This window comes from Schaalia sp. JY-X159 (genome assembly GCF_014525425.1).
Classification (GTDB): domain Bacteria; phylum Actinomycetota; class Actinomycetes; order Actinomycetales; family Actinomycetaceae; genus Scrofimicrobium.
Genome location: NZ_JACEXI010000001.1, coordinates 664,621 through 683,849 on the forward strand (window position 1 = coordinate 664,621; position 19,229 = coordinate 683,849).

Consider the following 19,229-nt stretch of genomic DNA (forward strand, 5'->3'; position numbering starts at 1 on the left):
CTCCTCGTGTTCAAAATGCCTTGAATAGGCTACCCGGCCAACTCCATCCCCACCGCAACAATCGCGTCGCGCATCTCCCCATCCGCCATGCGACTGACATTCTGGTCGACCGCGGGCGCAACCAGTCCGGAGAGGAACATCGCCACCTTCATCTGCCGCACCGGATCTTCACTGTCCCCAAGCAGGTGGGAGTGCAGTTCCCCCAGCAAATCCCCCTCTGCGCTGACCACCGACAGCGCCGCCACATCTCGAAGCACCACGGAATACACCTCACGGTGTGCGATGGCGCCATCCGCGAGCCCCTCGACAACGGTCTCAACCCGGCACTGCTGATCAGCGCATTCACGCGCCGACACCACTAGGTCGGCCAGACCGTCCATGGCTGGCTTCAGTACCGCGGCAACAATGTCGTGCTTGGAGCGAAAGTGATAGTAGACCGCGGCCTTACTTACGCCGAGCTCGTCGGCAATCATCTGCAACGAAGTGCCGTGCACTCCATACTCACCAAAGAGCCTCAGGGCTGCGCTCGTGATCTGGACGGGGCTCGATTTTCCTCGACTCATGGTGACAACCTACACGGCATTCTCTGGCTCATGGTCACAACCTATCTTCCCTACTTGCCGATTGGCTAGTAAGGCGTCAGAATAGATGAGGGCGTCGAAGACGACCGCCACCAACCTCTCACTACACATCTGGAGCCAAAGAATGAGCAAAGCAGAAATCCCAGCCGGCCCGGTTGCACATGACACCGAAGTCGACCTACTAGTCATCGGATCAGGAACTGGCCTAGCAGCAGCCCTGTCCGCCGAGGAGCTGGGACTGGACGTCCTCGTCGCAGAAAAGGCGAACGTCATTGGGGGTTCCACCGCACTTTCCGGCGGCGCCTACTGGGTTCCGGCGAACCCCGCGCTGATCCGTGACGGCTTCAAAGACACCGTGGAAAGCGGACGCGAATACCTGGGCGCAATCGTTGAGGATTCCCCCACCGACCGCTGGAACTCCTTCCTTGAGAACGGCCCCGAAGCCATCGCGATGGTAGAGCGCACCACTCCCCTGGAGTTCTTCTGGGCGGAAGGCTACTCGGACTACCATCCCGAAAACCCAGGTGGTGCCGCAATCGGCCGCACCTGCGAGTCCAAGCCGCTTGATGCCTCCGTCCTCGGCGAAGAACGAGGTCGTCTGCGCGCAACCAGCATGGCCGCACCGATTCCAATGCCCGTCACCGGCGCGGACTACAAGTGGATGAACCTGATGACCCGCACGCCGCTGACTTCATTCCCCAAGATCATCAAACGTGTCGTCCAGGGCGTCGGTGGACTGGCGATCAAGCGTGAGTACACCGCGGGCGGCCAGGCGCTCGCCGCGGGTCTCTTTGCCGGCACAATCGACGCAGGCATCCCGATTTGGACGACGACGAAGCTGGTCGAACTCATCGAGGAAGACGGCGAAGTCAAGGGCGCCATCCTTGAACAGGACGGCAAGCGCGTTACCGTCAAGGCCCGCAAGGGCGTGGTGCTGGCGGCAGGCGGCTTCGACCACAACATGGAGATGCGTCGCAAGTACCAGTCGGAAACCCTCAAGAAGGACATCTCCCTCGGTGCGGAAACGAACGAAGGCGACGCGATTGTTGCGGCTGAGAAGGTCGGCGCGGGACTGCGCCTCATGCACGAAGCATGGTGGTTCCCGTCGGTCACGCCGCTCACCGAGGGCGGGGCACCCATGGTGCTGCTGTCGGAGCGCGCCCTTCCCGGCTCGATTATTGTTGACGAGACCGGCACGCGCTTCGTGAACGAAGCCACCGGCTACATGGGCTTCGGGCAGACCGTCCTCGAGAACAGGGCGAATGGCCGCGAGATCAATGACATGTGGCTGGTCATGGACCAGAAGTACCGCAACCGCTACGTCTTTGCCGGGGCCGTGTTCCCGACCATGCCGTTCCCCAAGGAGTGGTACGACGCGGGGATTGTGGTGCGTGGCGACAACCCGCGTGAGCTTGCTGAGAAGATGGGCGTGCCGGTGCAGGCCTTCACGACTGAACTGCGCGAGTTCAACCAGATGGCTGAGGCTGGCATCGACGGCGACTTCCACCGCGGGGATTCCGCGTACGACCGCTACTACGGTGACCCCACCGTGAAGCCCAACCCCAACTTGCGTCCCATCGAGGGCAAGTTGTACGCCGTTCACGTTTCCCTGTCTGACCTGGGAACTTGTGGCGGGCTGATGGCGGACGGTGCGGCGCGCGTGCAGCGCGAGGACGGGGAGGTTATCCCCGGGCTCTACGCGATCGGTAACACGGCTGGCAACACCTTCGGGCATGTCTACCCGGGTGCGGGGGCAACCATCTCCCAGGGTTTGGTGTTCGGGCACCTGGCGGCGAAGGACGCGGCAACAAGGAAGTAGCACCCACCCACTGCCGGCACCCACCCGCTGCCGGCACCCACCCACTGCAAGCAACCACCCGCTGAAATGTATACGTGGGGGCGAAATGTGCCTCTGGGGTCCCTACCCCAGACGCATCCGTCGTCCCCACGTATACATTTCGCGTTGGGGCCCGAGAATCACGTCGGCTCGGCGCGTTTGGGGCCCGAAAATTGCGCTGGCTCGGCGCGCCCTCGGGCGACTGGCATGGAAGGATTGCTCCCAGGCCCTCCTGACGAAAGTGACACCATGACAGACAGCGTGACAACCCTGAGCATCCACCGTGGTGGCGCGCAGATCTCCCAGTGGGACTCTGCCCGGTTTGGCTCCCTGATCTTCAGTCCCGAGAACGCTGATTACGCCGTCGGTAAGTGCCCCCACGGCGGTATCCCCATTTGCTTCCCCTGGTTCGGAGTGGCCCCTGACCTGCGCACGGGCGCCCTCGCCGCCCTCTCCGAAAACCCCAGCGCCACCTTATCCGGCGATCACAGTGAAGCCCCCGAAGGCTCCCCGGCGGGCCTGCCCGGTGGCAACGAGGCCACCACGCCACCCTTCCTCGCCTCCGACGCCGGCGACGCCAAGCACGGCTTCGCGAACCTTCTCCCCTGGGCCCGGATCCTCGGGAACCAAGACGACGACGGCGGCACCGCGACCTACCGCCTGACGGGCGAGGACGTGCCCGCAAGCGTCGCCCTCGTTCATCCGTTCGAGGCGTTCTACCAGGTCGACTACACAGGCGATACGTTGCGGCTACAGTTCCGGGTTGTTAACACCGGGCCCGAGGCCTTCCGCTACGAAACCGCACTTCACACCTATTTCCGAGTCGGGGATGTTACACAGATCCGCATCGAAGGTTTGAAGGGTATCGAGTACCTCAACGCGGCCCCGCCCTCGCCTGAGGTGGAGACGGAGCATGTCCCGCTGCGTTTTGACGGGATGGTTGACCGTGTCTACTCCACCCCGGCCCGGCCGCGGATTGTCGACCCCACGCTGGGCAGAGCCATCCGCATTGACCCGGAGAATGCGGCCTCCACAATCGTGTGGAATCCGGGTGAGGCCGCGTCGCATGACCTCCCCGATTTGTCGACGTGCGAATGGAAGCAGTTCGTCTGCGTTGAAAGCGGCAATGCGCACGCCAACGCCGTCACGCTGGCACCTGGCGAGCAGCACGCGATGAGTGTGACGTACTCGGTGGCCTCTGCCTAGGCTAACTTCACTGTTGTGGCACGAAAAGCCGTCCGTAACAGCATTTTGTGAGCCACAACAGTGTAGTTAGCACCGGTAGCATCCGGGACATGCCCCGCCTAGTCCCCCAACGCCGCCAACATGGACGCCGGAGGCGCGAAGAACGTCGTCCCCGTCGTCGGCGTCGAGAAGTCGAGGATCTTGTCGTACAGCGGAGGCGGGTCCCCCAGGTACATGTTCTCAAGCATCTTCTCTAGCACCCACAGGTACCTGGTGTAGCCAATGAAGTACGTGCCGTACAGCGCCTCACCCGGTGCGCCGAAGGGCATGTTGTCGCGCAGGATGTCGAACTCCACCCCATCTAGCGTTATGGTGTTGAGAGTCTTGTGGGATTTTTGCCCCTCGACGGCGTCGGGGAGCTCAACGTTGTCGAGCTTGCGGTGACCGACAATGGCCTCCTGGTTCTCGACAGTGAGTCGGTTCCAGGCCCCCAGGTTGTGCTGGTAGTTCTGCACAACCACGTAGGCACCCCCGGCGAACTCGGGATCTTCCGGGCCGACAAGGCTCGCTTGGGTCAGGTGCGCGCCCACGGGGTTTGCCGTGCCGTCGACAAAGCCCAGCAGGTCCCTGTCATCGAAGTAGCGGAACCCACTTACCTCGTCCTCGACGGTCACAGAGGAGCCCAGCGAATCAACGATGAGCTTCTCCAGTTCGAAGACGAGGTCGGGGCGGTTGGCCCTAATGTGGAAAAGGAGGTCTCCCGGAGTGGAGATAGCGGTGTGTTTGCTGCCTTTAATCTCTGTGAAGGGCTTCAGCTCTGCTGGGACCGCGCCAGGGGTAACGGCGGGTGCCATGACTTCATCCCACACACGCGATCCAACGGCCGCGCTGCAACTCACCTGCGCGGTGAGGTCACGGAACGCCACCGCCTTGACTAGGTTGGCCACGTCGCCGAGGGTAGCCTGCACGGCCGCCACATTCTCAGGCCCATCTTTGATGGAGACAACCAGGAAGGCCGCAGCCGAAGTTAGCAGGGTGTCAATATCCTGGGGGACGTTGGGAAGAGGAGTTTCGCGCTGCGCCGCTGCAGCAATTTCTCTTGGAGTAGGCATGGATCAAGCCTACTCAGCAACCAAAGACCTCGCAGGACGTGGGTGCAACCTAGCCGCAGGACTCGAAGCCCCAACCCAGCCGCAGGGCTCGAAGCCTCACCCTAACCGCAGGATCCCCACCCGGGGTTGAGGCTGATGTGTACGTGGTCGTAGTGGTTTGCCGTGATGCTCCCCCGGTCTTCCATGCCTGACCATCCGCCACCCATGTTGATTTGCTGCTTCCAGATCACGTACGACACGTTCAAACTGCCCCTGTTGGCAACGGCCCATGCAGCAACACTGTCGCCCAGACCAGAGTTACCAGGCACCATCACGTCAAGCGCCAGCCCGCTCCCGTGATCTCCCGGATCTCCCGGCCGGTACCCGCCGATGTCGCTGATGCCAAACTGTGAGGTAATCATGGAGCGCACCTGGTTCGGCCACGTATCGCCCGTCCCGCACTGCCCGACCCCCGCCGCTGCCACACTGGCGCTGCGTGATGCTGTCGCCTCGCTAGCAGGAGCGCCCTCATCCACAGTTGCGGCGACCGGCGCCTCGGCGACGGCCCCAACCGTGTCCCCCGGCTCCCACGGCACATCCAGTGAGACGATGGTGGCAGTGCCGCGCGTAGCGTCCTTGAGGATTGAAGTGGCCCTGCGTTCCAGGGATGACGAGGACGGGTCGTTGTAAACCTGCGGTGCGGAGACTCCTACTAGAGCTCCAACCCCGACGACACCGCCAATTAGGGTGGCCGCCATCCGGGTCGCTTGGGATACTCTCATCTACTCTGGTCCGATCCTCTGCATACTCGCCTAGTCTGCGGCGCGCGCCCACCAGAGCGCACGCCGGATATTCAGTCACCGCACAGCCTAAACCACAATGCTTTATAACGAAATGGTTACGGCCTAGATCACTTTCTCCAGATTTCCTGAGAATCCAACCAGGACCTCCACATCGCCTAGGCTGTCCCCGTGGACCTCGACACAATCGTCTCCTTGCGCGACCTCAGCCCGGCGTGGAAGCTGTTGCGTGCCGACAATGCACCCCTGATCCTGTCTTTTCTGGGCAAGCACTTCATTGAGGACAACCAGGGCGCAACCCCCGCAAGCGTCCTCATCGACGCCCTCGACGACCACCTCTATACGGTGCGACTCTCCGACCCTGACGCGTACGCGCGCGAGCCCCGGGCCTACCTGGATGACTGGGCGGATCCGGCTCGCGGCTGGCTGCGCAAGTTCTACCCCGTCGATGCGGACGAGGTGCACTATGACGCAACCCCCGCCGTTGAGAAGGCCTACCGCTGGGTTGAGAGCCTCCAGCAACGCAGTTTTGTCGGCACCGAATCCCGCCTCCACACCCTCCTTGAGCTGCTGCGCCAAATCGTTCACGGTAGTGAGACGGACCCCGACGCCCGCATCGCCGAACTGCAGCGCCGCCGCGACGAGATCGACTTAGAGATCGAGGCCGTCCTCGAGGGCCGCGCCGAACTCCTTGATGAAACCGCCCTGCGCGACCGCTACCAACACTTCTCTTCCAACGCCCGCGAACTGATCTCTGACTTCCGGGAGGTCGAGGAGAACTTCCGCAGCCTTGACCGTTCCGCACGCGAACAAATCGCCGGGTGGGACGGCAGTAAAGGCGAACTCTTGGACGCCCTGGTCGCCAGCCGCACCGACATTTCTTCTTCTGACCAGGGCCGCAGCTTCCAGGCCTTCTACGATTTCCTCCTTTCAGAAACACAGCAGACAGACCTCGCAAACCTGGTCGCCGCCGTCCAAGCCATGCCCGCGGTCATGGCCGACAAGCGACTGCGTTACATCCACCATGACTGGGCGGACGCGGCCGAACGCACCCAGCAAACTGTCCGCAACCTGAGTGAACAGCTGCGCCGCTTCCTGGAAGATAAGGCGTGGATTGAGAACCGGCGCGTCCTCGACCTGGTCCGCACCGTCGAGCAGGCGGCTCTGCGCGTCCGCTCCAACCCACCAGACCTCTTCCTGACAATTGATCTGCCGGGATTGCCGATCAACTTGCCTTTCGAACGCCCGCTTCACAGTTCACAGCCTCCCGCCCGAGTCGACAGCCTGATCGCTCCCGCCGAGGTCGAACCCGCCGACTACGAGGCCCTCTTCTCCCAGCGCTTCATCGACACCGCCGCCCTGGCCAGCAACATTCGCGCCGTCGTCCCACCCAGGTCCCGGGTCGACCTTGCCGAAATTCTCACCCTGTTCCCGGTCGAGGACGGCGTCGCCGAGATCCTCGGCTACCTCTCTCTTTCCGGGGAGGAAATCGACGTTGAAATGGACGATGATCAAGAGATGACGATGGACTACAAGGACCCGGCCGGCACCATGCGCCGCGTCCGCCTGCCCCACACCACGGTGGCCCGCAAATGAGGACCCCGGAGGAGCAGGCGTCCTCGACCGCCATCATCAAACTCATGCAGGGTGTCATCTACAGGGAGACGAACGAGGACGTCTGGCGCACCCTGGAGCGCAATGGCGCCCCGGTTCTGGACCACTTCGCCAGAATCGGCGTGCGGGTCATCATCGACGAGGTCGAGGGCTACGCCTACCTGAAAACCAGTGCTCCGGAGGAGGGCGAGGATCCCCTCCCCCGCCTGGTTCAACGCCGCGAACTTTCCTACAACGCGAGCCTCCTTCTGCTGCTTCTCCGCAAGCGTCTCGCGGAGTTCGAGGCCGGGGGTGAGGAGGGCAAACTGGTTTTGGAGCGGGATGCCATCACGGAGATGCTGCGTCTCTTCCTCCCTGATTCCACAGATGAGGTCCGCATTGTCAAGCGCGTGGATGCTTCAATTACGCAGGTGGTGAAGTTGGGTTTCTTGGAGGAACTGCGCGGCGCTCACCAGCCGTCCTGGGAGGTGAAGCGCATCATCAAGGCGTACGTTGACGCGGAGACGATGGCGGATTTTGCGCGCAAGCTCGCTGCCTACGCTGCAGTGGAGGCCGGCGATGAGTGACGCGTTGTTTTCCGCCCTCGAACTTGATGTTCCGTCCTCGACGCGTTCGGGCTACCGCTTGCACACTCTTGAGGTTTACAACTGGGGCACGTTTGACCGTCACGTCTGGGAGTTGAACCCGGCGGGGACGACCGCGCTGCTAACCGGGGATATAGGCAGTGGGAAGTCGACACTGGTTGATGCGATTACGACCCTGCTGCTTCCTGCCCACAAGATTTCTTACAACAAGGCTGCGGGGGCGGCGACGCGGGAGCGGACGCTGCGCAGTTACGTTGAGGGGCACTACCGTTCGGAGCGCAACGAGGCGACTGGCGATTCCCGCCCCGTGGCGTTGCGGGATGACCGTTCATACTCGGTGATTCTGGGGGTTTTCGTCAATGAGGGGTTTGGGGAGACGGTGACGGTGGCGCAGGTTTTCCACCAGAAGGACCGCGTCGGGCAGCCGGAGCGCTTCTATGTCACCAGTTCCGAGCGCCTCAGTATTGCAGCGGATTTCAGTGATTTTGGGGATGATCTCAAGGCGTTGCGCGCCCGCCTGAGGAAGCGCGGGTTCGGCATTTATACGGCTTTCCCCGAGTACGCTCGCCACATGCGCCGCCTGCTGGGGATCACGTCGGCGCAGGCGATGGAGTTGTTCCACCAGACGGTTTCCTTGAAGTCGGTGGGGAATCTCAACGATTTTGTTCGCAGCCACATGTTGGAACCGGCCGATGCGACAGGTCGCGTAGCGAAGATTGTCGACCACTTTGAGAATCTGACGCGCTCGTATGAGGCGGTGCAGCGCGCGAAAGAGCAGCTGTCGCTTCTTGACCCTCTGGTGGCTAGCGCCAACAAGTACGAGGACGCCACCTCGCGTCGCAGACAGTACGAGGGCGAACGCGGCGCACTGCCCCTCTACTTCGCCGAGCGTACGCAACGGGTCTTGGAGGATGCCCGCCGCGAAATGGAGGCCCGCGTCCATGAGGCGATACAGGCCAGGGCGACCTTGGATAGCGGCCGCGCCAATCTTGTGGCGGCGCGTGACGCCCTCCAAGATGAACGTCGCGCTGCCGGCGGCGACCGCATCAGCCAGATTGACAGGGAGATCATCGAGGCTTCCAGCGCCGTGCAGTTACGTTCTGACAAGTACGGGCGTTTCGTGGCGCACCTGGCGGCTGCCGGCCTTCCTGGCGTGAAGACGGAGGAGGAGTTCCGTGACAGGGTCGGCTCGGCGCGCGCCGCTCAACCCGTGGTTGAGGCTGAGCGGATCACCCTCGCCACGCAACGCGACCCCCTCGTCCTCGAACTGGGCGCCGAGAAGCAACAGGCCCGCAGGTTGGCAGCAGAGATTAGCAGCCTGCAGGGCCGTCGCAACAACTTGCCGCCACAGCTGGTGGAGGTGCGCGCCAACCTGTGTTCGGAGTTGGGTTTGTCCGAGGACGATCTGCCGTTTGCCGCCGAACTCCTTGAGGTGGATGAACGCCACGCACAGTGGCGTGGGGCCGCAGAGCGCGTTCTTGGCCCTTTTGCAACCAGTCTGCTGGTCCCTGAGGTTCACTACCCGCAGGTCACAGCGTGGGTGAACGCGCATCACCTCCGAGCCCGACTGGTGTATTTGCGTGTCTCTGAGCGGCGCGTGCAAGCCAGCCCACTGGACTCCCCAGGGGTGTTGCGTCTGCGCGACATCTTGCAGATTGAGCCCGGCCCCTTCGAGAGGTACCTGGTAGCAGAGCTGGCGCGACGCGCCGAACACCACCTGGTTGCAGGTCCGAAGGAATTGGCCCGCGAGGAGCGCGCCGTCACCCGCGAGGGCCTGGTGCGTGACCGGGATCGGCACGTCAAGGACGACAGGCACGAGGTGAACGACGCGAGGCACTGGATTCTTGGCCGTTCAACCAGGAGGAAGATACAGGCTCTCAGCAGCGAGGCCACGGAGCATGCGGAGCGCATCTCAGCCCTCGAGGCTGACCTGGCCGCCCTCGACCGAAAAATGGATGCACTGCGGGGTCGGGCTGCTGCGTTGGGTCGCGTGGAGGAGTATTCTTCGTGGACGGAAATTGATCGCGATTCCGCTGCCAAACTGAGGGCGGAACTGGTGCGTGAGCGGGACCGGATACTGGCGGGGTCAACGCACTTGGCAGAGATTGACCGCCGCCTGGGTGAACTGGCCTCGCAGCAGAGGCAACTCGATGTTGAGTACGAGGCCGCGGTGAAGAAGATCGGGCGTTTGGAGAGCGAGGCCGATGCCTTGACCCAGCGTGCCGACCGGGAAGCGGAGACCGTGGCAGCAGCCTCGCGGGAGGAGCGGGCGGCCGCCCTCGAACAATCCCAACCGATTACAGCGCGCATCGGCAGGCGCCCAACTGGTAGCGCTGATGAGCTGGACCGGCTGCGGGCCACCCTGGGCGATGAGTTGACGAATGCGATCGAGGGCGCCCAACGCGAGGCCAATGGTTACACCACCGCGACTGTGCAGCAGATGGGTGAGGTGCTGCGGCGTTGGCCGGAGTTCACTTCGGAAATGGATGCCAGTATCGGCTCAATCGGCGAGTTCCGCACTCTTCACGAACGGGTGAAAACTGATGATCTCCCGCGGTTTGATGCCGAATTCAAGCGCCAGTTAAACTCGGAGACAATCAAGGAGTTGGCTGGGTTCAACCAGTGGTTGGGTCAGCAGTCTGAGCAGATCCGCGGGCGCGTCGCCACCATCAATGAGGCGCTCAGCGCCATTGACTACAACCCCGGGCGCATCATCGAGCTGGTTGCTGAACCCACCCCTAACACTGACATCAAGGAGTTTCGTAGGCAGATGCGGGCCGCAACCGGGGACCTGCTTGGTGACTCCGACGATAAGAATGAGCGCTTCGAGCGGGTGCGGCAGATCATCAGCCGGTTCCGCGGTCGCGAGGGCAGCAGCGAGGCGGATAAGACCTGGACGGCGCGGGTCACCGACGTTCGCAACTGGTACAGTTTCGCGGCCTCGGAACGCGACCGGGACAGCGGGGAGGAGTACGAGCACTACACCGACTCTGATGGGAAATCAGGCGGGCAGAAGGAAAAGTTGGCGTACACGATCCTGGCGGCCTCGCTCGCGTACCAGTTTGGTTTGGAATGGGGTGTGGAGAAGTCGAAGGACTTCCGCTTCGCCGTCATTGATGAGGCTTTCGGGCGCGGTTCGGACCAGTCGACGCGGTATGCGCTGGAGCTGTTTGCGAAACTGGGATTGCAGTTGCTGATCATCACCCCGCTGCAGAAGGTGCATGTCATTGAGCCTTACGTTTCCTCGATTGGTTACGTGGATAATCCGGATGGCTCGGCCTCACGCGTTCATACTCTGACCGTGGAGGAGTTCCGGGAGCGCAGGTCGTGACACCCGCCACGGCGCCCCGGCCTGCGGCGTGGACCACCCCCGCGGCTATTACCGCACGCGTTGCCAAGCGGTGGGACAACGGCGCACTCTTGCGAGGGCGCGCCTCCGGGGAGCCCTTCGAGCCGATCGCGGTTCCGCTCCGCGGCCCGAAGGCCGCCGACCTGGCCGAGCACCTTGAGGAGGCTCGCGGTTGGGTGGCGACACTCGACCGCGCCAGTAAAGACGGCAGAGCCTTCCGGATCCACACCAAGAGTGTGGGTGGGCGCCATCTGGGCAGGACAGAGCTGCCGGCGCGCGCGATGATCGAGACGTTTGACCAGGCCATCTACCTCTTGGGCAAGGCGCCGCAGGTGCAGCGTTTTGACGAGGTCTTGGCGGCATCAAGCCATGTGCCGCAGGTGTGGGACTGGGTGGTGGCACACCCTCTAACCGCATTGGGCCTAGCCGAACAGTGGCCTACTATCCTGGCAGCGCTGGAGTGGTTGGAGCGCAACCGCGACTCAGCCCGGTATCTGCGGGAAATAGATGAGCCCGGTGTCGATACAAAGTTCGTGGAACGCCACCGGTCTGTGCTCGCTAGCTTGCTGGGGGTTCGCCCCGGTGAGGCAGCGTTTGCGGCCGACCTGGGCTTGGCTCACAAACCCACGTTCGTGCGCCTGCGTTTTGACCCGCAGGTTCTCGGTTTCCCGGCAGGCATTACTGAGGCATCGCTGCGCACCACCGAACTGGCGGCCCTACGCCCTCGTATCAAACAGGCCCTGATCATTGAGAATGAGGTGACGTACCTCAGCGCTCCAGTGCCTGCCGGGGGCATGGTGATTTGGGGCAAGGGGTTTGATGCCTCCACGCCCGCTTCCCTGACCTGGTTGGCCGAGGTGGCCGCGCGTGGCGATGTCCTCTACTGGGGTGATTTGGACACGCACGGGTTCGCGATTTTGAACCGCGTGCGCTCGCACCTGCCCGGCGTGCGGTCGGTGTTGATGGACCGGGAGACACTGCTGCGTCACGAGGCCCGCTGGGGTAGTGAACCCTCTCCGACCAGCGCGTATCTTCCCCATTTGGACGAGGACGAGGCCGCACTGTACGAGGACCTTGTCACCGGGCGCTACGCCCCGGCACTGCGTTTGGAGCAGGAGAGGTTGGATTGGGCGTACGCGCTGCGGCGCCTGCCTCCCCACTCCCAGTTGTCGGTCAAGGACCAGTGCACATAGCCTGTAACTGGCACCCCATCGCTAATAGCGTCGTGCAACCCGCCTAGTGAAGCGGTAATAAATGCGGCCCGTTCCGCGTCCCGGGCTGTGGGCAAGTCGGCTCCGTGTTCGGTGACCCAGATCGGCTTCCCGGTCACATCATGCGCCAGACGTACTGTGGCACCGAGAGACCCTGGAGCCATGGTGTAGCCGGCGTCCTCCATGTTCTCAGTTTCAGTAATGCGCCCCTGGGAGTTGTAACGGTGCCTCGTGTAATTTTGCACAGCGACAAAATCGCCGACGGCTCCCGCCGAGCGTAGCCAGCTCAAGTTCAGCTTCTCGTTTGCTGCCTTGGCGAACTCTTCCCCACCGGGCTCTGCGACATGCTCTTGCATCGAAATTGTCACGCCAACTTCGGCATCTTTGTTCCCAGCGTGGACAGCGTCGACCATGCGACTGTGTGCATCCAGCAGCACTTTGACAGCCTGGTAACTTTCAGGGGACTTGGAGACCAAGTATCGCAGCGGACTTTGTGACCCGTATGGCCCATCGTGGCCGTGCCTCAGGAACTGTCTGGATCCCTGCGCAAATGCTCGAATCCAGCAAAGACGTCGTCGGCAACAGCAAGCCAATCGGCTTCAAAATCGGGCACCGCTTCAGATCGCGTCCATCTGGCACGTAGCCCTTCGGCGACAAGACTGAGCACATTCAGGACTGCTAACGGCTCACGGTACTCAAGTTGCGCCAGGTACGAGCTAAGCGGACCAACCTCGCCCACCACCGAGTTTCCTTTGTAGTACCTGTGCGCGGGATGGGTCGGATCGACCCGTGCTAGAGCTTCGAGTCGATCAAAATTCTGCGCCTCAACCGGGTTTTCCGAAGCAACGCGGACCGTAATATCTGTCAGATCGCGCAACGTTGCCCCCGCTCCAACCTCAAGGAGAAGCTCCTGATAACGGCTGGCCTCCTCTTCCCGACGCACGGTGAGGACTTCTGTCATCAGATCTTCTAGCGTCTCGAAGTGGTGCATAACTCCGGGCGCAGTCATCTCACACTCTCGAGCCACCTTGCGCATGCTCAGGCCTTCTGGACCTTCCCGTGCGATCATCTCTCGGGTTCTTGTGAGGATGTACGCGCGGCGCGCTTGTGGGGTCAGGCGGGTTGCCATACGACCTCCTACTCTCTAAAGGCGAGACGCAATCACGTCGCTCCACTTTCAGATTGTACAGGCGCGCCGCCACCCCCATTCAGAACTACTGTCTGGGGGTCGGCAAGCTTGATCGGCGCAATCTCGCTGGTTCCGTCCTCGAGCGACCTCATAACCAGCGGGATTGTGACGCAAGTGGCGCCTCCAGCCGAAGCGAAGAGAGCCACTTCGCGCACACCTTAGCAGCGCCTCTTATCCCGCAAATGCCGGGTCCGTCCCGACGTTCGCTGCATCAATGTCAACGCGGATCTCTACGGACGTTGGATTAGTTTCCAGGATTGCGGTCACCCACCACACCAGCAGCCCACCCACAACGATCCCGATCATCCCCCAAATATGGATGGGCAGGAACATGATCAGAGCAGTAAAGACGGCGCCCAACGCAACCCGGATCACCGGCTGGGCTTTTCTCATCGAGAGCTGCCAATTGCTGGCCACCACGGGCAGCCCGACCAGCTCAGCCAAGCGGTTGTTGGTACGGGCAAACCAACCACGGACTCCGGGCTCAGCCATGAATATGGGGATGAGGATGGAAGCAAAGCCAAGAAGAACAAAGGCCTCACCCACAGAGAATATCTTCCCGGCCATGTCCTCATACACAGCCAAGGTAACACCCGGAGAGATTCCCGAACCCATGGCGGCTGGTAATACGCGCCGGAGCCCCACTGTTTGCGTTGATCTTGGCGTTCAATGCTCTGATAATGCTCATCGTGATGCCGGTACTCAACTGGATTTTCGAAGAGGCCCTTCGCAGTGCCGGAATGGTCACCCTAGACATTCAAACGATCCGGCTGGGTCCGTCACTTGTGCTAACCGGCGTCTTGCTACTGGTCCTCATGTTGGTTGCGGCATGGGTCGTCGCGATTCAGCTGGCTTTGGTCACCCTGGCGCTCCGCCAGATTCAGGAAACCGGGGCCATCCACCTGCGCGCCCTGGCCGCACCCCTCAAGGATGCTTGGAAACGGCTCTGGAAGCCATCTTCCTATGCGCTGCTCGCATACCTGCTGATTCTTCTTCCGCTGCTGGGTGCGGGTCTTATCTCTGTCTTGGAACTGGGAATCGCCATTCCCCCATTCATCACCGGTGAGCTCATGAAGACACCGGCCCTGGCGTTGATTATCAGGGCTCTCCACCTCATCGCCCTTTACGTGGCTTTACGCCTTTCTTTGGCTGTTGCAGTCTTCGTGCGCACGTCCGAATCTGGGTGGGACGCAATGAAGACCAGCTGGCGCCTCACTGCTGGTTGGAACTGGTTGATCGTATTGGGTGGCGTGCTGCTGATCGCTGTGCAGATGTTCGCGGCCACTGTTGTCGGCGCTGCTCTCCTGTTGGTTCCGACGGCGCTATCGGACCGATTCACGCCAGGAGCATCAGCCACTGTCGCGGGGCTCACCGCGGGAGCCGGGGAAGTTCTGGTTGTCTTTGGCGCAGCCGCCGCCACCGCACTATTGGTGGCACTGCTGCTTGTTCTGACGGAAAAGTTCGCTGGGACCACAGTGCCTGACTTAGCGACGAAGACCCCCGAACGTCACAGGAAGACCGGCTGGACACTGGTCGGCCTCAGCACAGTAGCCGCGGTCGTCCTCGGGATAACTTGGGTTCCCGTGATGCAGGCAATGAACGAGCATCCAACGACCCTCGTCACTAGCCACCGCGGTTTCGTTGATGGCGGAGTAGAAAACACAATCGAGGCCCTGGAGGCAGCCAAGGCTGTGGGAACCGACCTGGTCGAGATGGATGTCATGCAGACCAAGGACGGGAAGTTCATCGTCATGCATGACCCCAACCTGGAGCGCCTCTCCGGGCAGGACGTCAACGTCAAGGACCTCACTCAAGAGGAACCAACTGCGATGACCGTTCACGATGAGCGCGGACATGAAGGCGCGATCCCCTCGCTAGAAGAGTACGTGACGAAAGCACAGGAACTCGACCTACCACTCCTGATGGAAATCAAGATGGGCGGGTTAGATTCTGACGACCATGTGGAACTGTTCGTGGCAGAAATGGAACGCCTGGGCGCCCTCGAAAACAACATTTACCACACGCTTGATGCAGATTCCGCCAAGAAGCTAAAGGCAATGCGACCCGGCCTGACAGTCGGATACATCATGCCCGTCGCCGGGGAAGGCGCCCCGGAGACTACCGCCGATTTCATCGTGATCGAAGAGGAAAGCGCAAGCACGGACTTCCAGCAAGACGTCTCCGGCACCGGCCTGGGATTCTTCGTTTGGACGGTGAATGAGATGGAACCTCAGCGGGAATATCTGGAGCGGCACATCGACGCGATGATCACTGATCATCCAGACTGGGCGCTGGCGAGCAGGGAGACGATCGGCGACGAACGTGGCATGACCGGTGTCCTCCTGGATACGCTGCGCAGTTTTGTGGGTAAGTGAGGTTGTCATCGTAAGGATGTTGCCACGTTCTAACCCTCGGCCCCGACCCGCAAGCAGTTACGGTAAGAGCCGCGTGAATCGCCCCATCAACTCCACCGCCCCCGCGCATCTGCCGGTTGGCAGCATTGACAATCGCGTCAACATGCTGCGTCGTAATATCGCCCAGGACAACGTTGAGATGAGTCATGCCGCCATCGTCCCAGACCCCACCCGCAACGTCAGGCATCCTCCGGCCCCCCGCGAGATCAGCAGTCTCCAGCAGAATAACTACCTCTCGAGCCCCAAACACAAACGTGCCGAGCACTGCCCCGCAGAATAACTACCTCTCGGCGCTTATTCTGATGCATTCTGCTTGTCCATCGGCTCCATAAGTAGCATTTCTGCGGAGCGGCCAGGTAGACCCCCTCTTTCGTCAGCCCCGGGAGGTCCGATTTCTTGATACGTAGGCCACCGCCGCTTCCATCAAGTCAGGCGGCCCGCACCGCTCCGCGGTAGTCTGGAAGTAACTCCACCACGTATTAAGGGCGCAACGATGCATGACGAAATCGAGCTGGTTCAAACCGAAGACGGCCTCGCGGTCCTCGGAAATACGGATCTAGTAGCAAGCTTCCTGACCGCATATGGGCTAGAGGGCGTTCCGGGAACCGACCTCGATCTCCCCAAGCTCAGCACTAACCTCAACACTTCCGCTGGTGTCCTGGCACAAGGCTCAGAACTGGCCGCAAATTCGGGCCGCTGGATGAAGCTCACCGTGGAGTCTGCAGAGGCAGCGAAGACGCTCCCAATGGTCATGAACTCCACGTCGGGCGCCTCGCACGCAATACTGCGCGCAGCTGATGGCAAGTTCGCCAAGAACCTCCAGTTCGTTCCAACGGCAGCAGTCGAACTAGCGAACCCTGCAATGCTGGCGGGAATGTCTGGAATGATGTTCCAACTGGCGCTTGAGCAGAGCCTGAAGGAGATAGCCGACTACCTCGCCGCGATTGATGAGAAGGTCGAGGACGTCCTACGCGCCCAAAAGGACTCCGCCCTAGCCGAGATGATCGGCGTCGCCCTGGTCCTCGACGAGGCCATGACGATTCGCTCCCACACCGGGAATGTCTCCGAGGTCTCTTGGTCCAAGATCCAAAATGCTGGTCTCCCGATCGCCACAACCCAGGCCTACGCGCTCCGTCAACTGGATGCGATCTCCGAGAAGGTCACCAAGAAGGCCCGGCTGGGTGACCTCGCGAAGAACGCCCCCAAGATCCGCACTGCGATTCAGGAGTGGTTGGCCGTCCTCGCCCAGTGCGACCAACTGCAAGACGCAATCGGCATTCTTGAGTTGGACAGGGCTATGGATGCCTCCCTTGAAGAGCTCGAACAGCACAAGACCGGCTTGCGGGCTGCCCGGGAGAAGCGTCGTGCCCTCATCATGCACACCACCACCAGCCTTCTGACCCAGATTGAAGCGACTGCTAGGAAAGCCAACACCCGGGTGCTCCTGCAACCCATCCAGGCGAAGGCGGTGATTGTGCCTGCCAACGATTCGGCCGAGCAGATCATCGACTTCCAACGCCTGCTCGGCGCGGAGTTGAGCCGCGAAGCCATCGACGCCAAGCGATGGTTGCAAGCTGTCGCAGAAGCCAAAGATGCGGTTGTGGACACCACGCTCGACCACGCCCAGACCCTCAAGGAGTTCGGCGAGGAAACACAAGGCAAAGCCCGCGTCAGCCGCTCCGCCTTCCTGCGCAAGGTATCGGCCAAGGCAGCAGCGCTGGCGGGACCCGACGAGGACGAGGTCGACACCAGCGATGGACCCGGTCCGGGCGAGGACGCGGACACATCTGTCTGAGCAAGCAGCCACGATCGACTCAATCTGAGCCAACCGAATGCCCTCGCCCGTCAGGCCGTCGGCAACTGCGCCCGCCGGAAGCGAAGTTCCCGCAGCGCCCCATTGCGCGGCGACCCTTCGAATGGCAGGTCTTCCCAATCCACTCCGGCCGCAGCATCGCCCGCCTTCTTGGCAGCGGACAACACTGCACGTTCCGGAAGGCCGATGCTCTCGCCAAAATGCATCCAGTTCCTCCACCTCAACTTGTTCCTGCGCCCGTCGATATCTAGCGCCATCGTGGTGTCCCCATAAACAAGAGTGCTCGCCACGTCGTACATCGGCGAAACTTGCCAACGGTCCCCCGCCTGCAGCAACGCCACATTCTTGGCATGCAGATCACCGTTGCCTGTAAGCCAAGCGAAGAGAAACTGCATGAACAGATTCCGCCTCACCACCATCCCAGCCGCGCAATGTTCTGCAAGCGCATGGACGACTTCTTCCGCCGCGACATTGTATTTCTGAGCCGGGGTGAGCCCCATGATTTGGGTCGCGTCCTCGAGGGCAAGGCGAGTGACGCCGCCGTTTTCACCGTGGTCCACTCGATCGAACCGCCGCACCAAAAGCCCGGCTTCGCCGTGCCTATCCCGCAGGAGTTTGGCACTCGCCACTGGCAGGCCGAGGGCGCTTGCGGCATTCAGATGGGCGAACTCATTCTCAACCAGCCCCGGGTAGCGAGGCGGGTTCAGTTTGAGAATGGACTGCGGCAGGCGACCTCCCACGGGAGCCGTGATCATCTGCGAACTGACTTTGTCTTGCACCCCAGGTAAGGCATGCAGATCCAAGGCGCTATGCAGGCCGGAGAAGTCGAGGGCGCCCTCCTCATCCACAATGACCGGAGCCTCCACAGCGTCGGCATGGGAAACAGACACTCCCTCGGGAAGTATCTGGATATCTCCCGGAGTGTCCGCACCCACGGCCAATAGCAGCGAAAGCTCATCACTTGCACTGACCTTGAGCCGCTCACGAAGAGACGTTAACCGGTACCCTTCTGGCAATAGACCGGCGAAGAAGGCTGGGACTCCTCCGCCCGGGGTGATTACAGGCTCTGGGGTTATAGGCAAAGAGAAAGCAATGGGGACGCCCGCACTCACGTAGCTCTCGTCATAGCGAAACTCCACAACTCCAGAACTAGTTCTGCGCAGTGTCCCTGCAAGAAGGCCACCTTTGAAGACATTCGCAACCTTCGTCTTGCGGATACCGTCGAGGTCGACCACGGACTTGGAGGGGCTCACTTGACCGTCAACTCCAATCCCAATGTGTCCAGCACCCTGAGTAGTGAGGCCAGCGTAGGGTTCCCGCTCCCCCTTTCCAAGTCACTGAGAGTGCGCGCACTAATCGACGAGAGCTCCGCAAGCGTCACCTGGTCCAGAGCATCCAACTTCCGTGCAGCAACTATCGCTTCCCCCACCTGAGCCTGATTCACGCCCACACCTCCCGCAACATATTGCATGCAATGCACGTTTGACACCCGGAATAGCACCGCCTGTACCTAGATCGCAATATACTGCATATCAATCTAGTACGTAAGCGTTTAGGAAGC

General features: G+C 61.6%; 17 protein-coding genes. 8 read left to right on the forward strand and 9 right to left on the reverse strand.

The features are described 5' to 3' along the window. Positions 1 to 29: 29 nt before the first annotated feature. Complete coding sequence (locus IDL90_RS02900) at positions 30 to 563, reverse strand: TetR/AcrR family transcriptional regulator (RefSeq protein ID WP_187994261.1); 534 nt, start codon at positions 561 to 563, stop codon at positions 30 to 32. 142 nt (positions 564 to 705) lie between these two features. Between IDL90_RS02900 and IDL90_RS02905 the strand changes: the two genes are divergently transcribed. Both IDL90_RS02905 and IDL90_RS02910 read left to right on the forward strand, forming a co-directional pair. Next, positions 706 to 2,400, forward strand: a complete 1,695-nt coding sequence (locus IDL90_RS02905; protein WP_187994262.1) for a 3-ketosteroid-delta-1-dehydrogenase — start codon at positions 706 to 708, stop codon at positions 2,398 to 2,400. A gap of 267 nt (positions 2,401 to 2,667) precedes the next feature. Continuing rightward, on the forward strand, positions 2,668 to 3,624 hold the full coding sequence (locus IDL90_RS02910) for a hypothetical protein (RefSeq protein WP_187994263.1): 957 nt from the start codon (positions 2,668 to 2,670) through the stop codon (positions 3,622 to 3,624). A gap of 98 nt (positions 3,625 to 3,722) precedes the next feature. Here IDL90_RS02910 and IDL90_RS02915 read toward each other — a convergent pair whose 3' ends face one another. Next, on the reverse strand, positions 3,723 to 4,715 hold the full coding sequence (locus tag IDL90_RS02915; RefSeq protein ID WP_187994264.1) for a Dyp-type peroxidase: 993 nt from the start codon (positions 4,713 to 4,715) through the stop codon (positions 3,723 to 3,725). Between the two features lie 101 nt (positions 4,716 to 4,816). After that, complete coding sequence (locus IDL90_RS02920; RefSeq protein ID WP_187994265.1) at positions 4,817 to 5,476, reverse strand: hypothetical protein; 660 nt, start codon at positions 5,474 to 5,476, stop codon at positions 4,817 to 4,819. A 189-nt stretch (positions 5,477 to 5,665) separates the two neighbouring features. Here IDL90_RS02920 and IDL90_RS02925 point away from each other — a divergent pair, with 189 nt between their 5' ends. From IDL90_RS02925 to IDL90_RS11660, 4 genes are read left to right on the forward strand one after another with little or no spacing between them, the layout of a single operon-like run. After that, positions 5,666 to 7,090, forward strand: a complete 1,425-nt coding sequence (locus IDL90_RS02925; protein ID WP_187994266.1) for a DUF3375 domain-containing protein — start codon at positions 5,666 to 5,668, stop codon at positions 7,088 to 7,090. Then, positions 7,087 to 7,674: a DUF4194 domain-containing protein gene (locus IDL90_RS02930; protein WP_187994267.1), complete on the forward strand. Its 588-nt coding sequence runs from the start codon at positions 7,087 to 7,089 to the stop codon at positions 7,672 to 7,674. The genes IDL90_RS02925 and IDL90_RS02930 overlap by 4 nt, the downstream gene beginning before the upstream one ends. Then, positions 7,667 to 11,023: an ATP-binding protein gene (locus IDL90_RS02935; protein WP_187994268.1), complete on the forward strand. Its 3,357-nt coding sequence runs from the start codon at positions 7,667 to 7,669 to the stop codon at positions 11,021 to 11,023. Before IDL90_RS02930 ends, IDL90_RS02935 begins: the two co-directional genes overlap by 8 nt. Beyond that, positions 11,020 to 12,234 (forward strand): DUF3322 domain-containing protein, encoded by a 1,215-nt coding sequence (locus IDL90_RS11660; RefSeq protein WP_187994269.1) that lies wholly within the window; start codon positions 11,020 to 11,022, stop codon positions 12,232 to 12,234. Before IDL90_RS02935 ends, IDL90_RS11660 begins: the two co-directional genes overlap by 4 nt. Here IDL90_RS11660 and IDL90_RS02945 read toward each other — a convergent pair. The 3 genes from IDL90_RS02945 to IDL90_RS02955 all read right to left on the reverse strand — a co-directional run bounded on the left by IDL90_RS02945 (position 12,129) and on the right by IDL90_RS02955 (position 14,008). Then, complete coding sequence (locus tag IDL90_RS02945; protein ID WP_187994270.1) at positions 12,129 to 12,689, reverse strand: family 1 glycosylhydrolase; 561 nt, start codon at positions 12,687 to 12,689, stop codon at positions 12,129 to 12,131. The genes IDL90_RS11660 and IDL90_RS02945 overlap by 106 nt on opposite strands. Positions 12,690 to 12,775: 86 nt before the next feature. Further along, positions 12,776 to 13,381: a TetR/AcrR family transcriptional regulator gene (locus IDL90_RS02950; RefSeq protein ID WP_187994271.1), complete on the reverse strand. Its 606-nt coding sequence runs from the start codon at positions 13,379 to 13,381 to the stop codon at positions 12,776 to 12,778. Positions 13,382 to 13,612: 231 nt separating this feature from the next. Then, positions 13,613 to 14,008 carry a hypothetical protein gene (locus IDL90_RS02955; RefSeq protein ID WP_187994272.1) on the reverse strand — a complete coding sequence of 132 codons (396 nt, stop codon included), beginning with the start codon at positions 14,006 to 14,008 and terminating at the stop codon, positions 13,613 to 13,615. A 92-nt stretch (positions 14,009 to 14,100) separates the two neighbouring features. Between IDL90_RS02955 and IDL90_RS02960 the strand changes: the two genes are divergently transcribed. After that, entirely contained in the window at positions 14,101 to 15,816 is a 1,716-nt protein-coding gene (locus IDL90_RS02960) for a glycerophosphoryl diester phosphodiesterase membrane domain-containing protein (protein ID WP_259349580.1), read from the forward strand. Here the strand turns inward: IDL90_RS02960 and IDL90_RS11795 are convergent. Continuing rightward, positions 15,710 to 16,042: a macro domain-containing protein gene (locus IDL90_RS11795; protein WP_398401441.1), complete on the reverse strand. Its 333-nt coding sequence runs from the start codon at positions 16,040 to 16,042 to the stop codon at positions 15,710 to 15,712. The genes IDL90_RS02960 and IDL90_RS11795 overlap by 107 nt on opposite strands. A gap of 306 nt (positions 16,043 to 16,348) precedes the next feature. On the opposite strand from IDL90_RS11795, the gene IDL90_RS02965 reads away from it, so the two are divergent. Further along, positions 16,349 to 17,650 carry a hypothetical protein gene (locus IDL90_RS02965; protein ID WP_187994273.1) on the forward strand — a complete coding sequence of 434 codons (1,302 nt, stop codon included), beginning with the start codon at positions 16,349 to 16,351 and terminating at the stop codon, positions 17,648 to 17,650. Positions 17,651 to 17,700: 50 nt separating this feature from the next. On the opposite strand, the gene IDL90_RS11665 is transcribed toward IDL90_RS02965, so the two are convergent. Beyond that, positions 17,701 to 18,921, reverse strand: coding sequence for a HipA domain-containing protein (locus IDL90_RS11665; RefSeq protein ID WP_316930267.1), 1,221 nt, complete (start codon positions 18,919 to 18,921; stop codon positions 17,701 to 17,703). Beyond that, complete coding sequence (locus IDL90_RS02975) at positions 18,918 to 19,112, reverse strand: helix-turn-helix domain-containing protein (RefSeq protein WP_223175117.1); 195 nt, start codon at positions 19,110 to 19,112, stop codon at positions 18,918 to 18,920. Before IDL90_RS02975 ends, IDL90_RS11665 begins: the two co-directional genes overlap by 4 nt. Positions 19,113 to 19,229: the final 117 nt, after the last annotated feature.

Excerpts from the sequence above, each read along its gene's own strand:
- IDL90_RS02900 (WP_187994261.1), bottom strand. The coding sequence starts at position 563 with ATGAGTCGAGGAAAATCGAGCCCCGTCCAGATCACGAGCGCAGCCCTG.
- IDL90_RS02905 (WP_187994262.1), top strand. The coding sequence starts at position 706 with ATGAGCAAAGCAGAAATCCCAGCCGGCCCGGTTGCACATGACACCGAA.
- IDL90_RS02910 (WP_187994263.1), top strand. The coding sequence starts at position 2,668 with ATGACAGACAGCGTGACAACCCTGAGCATCCACCGTGGTGGCGCGCAG.
- IDL90_RS02915 (WP_187994264.1), bottom strand. The coding sequence starts at position 4,715 with ATGCCTACTCCAAGAGAAATTGCTGCAGCGGCGCAGCGCGAAACTCCT.
- IDL90_RS02920 (WP_187994265.1), bottom strand. The coding sequence starts at position 5,476 with ATGAGAGTATCCCAAGCGACCCGGATGGCGGCCACCCTAATTGGCGGT.
- IDL90_RS02930 (WP_187994267.1), top strand. The coding sequence starts at position 7,087 with ATGAGGACCCCGGAGGAGCAGGCGTCCTCGACCGCCATCATCAAACTC.
- IDL90_RS02935 (WP_187994268.1), top strand. The coding sequence starts at position 7,667 with ATGAGTGACGCGTTGTTTTCCGCCCTCGAACTTGATGTTCCGTCCTCG.
- IDL90_RS02950 (WP_187994271.1), bottom strand. The coding sequence starts at position 13,381 with ATGGCAACCCGCCTGACCCCACAAGCGCGCCGCGCGTACATCCTCACA.
- IDL90_RS02955 (WP_187994272.1), bottom strand. The coding sequence starts at position 14,008 with ATGGCCGGGAAGATATTCTCTGTGGGTGAGGCCTTTGTTCTTCTTGGC.
- IDL90_RS11795 (WP_398401441.1), bottom strand. The coding sequence starts at position 16,042 with ATGCCTGACGTTGCGGGTGGGGTCTGGGACGATGGCGGCATGACTCAT.
- IDL90_RS02965 (WP_187994273.1), top strand. The coding sequence starts at position 16,349 with ATGCATGACGAAATCGAGCTGGTTCAAACCGAAGACGGCCTCGCGGTC.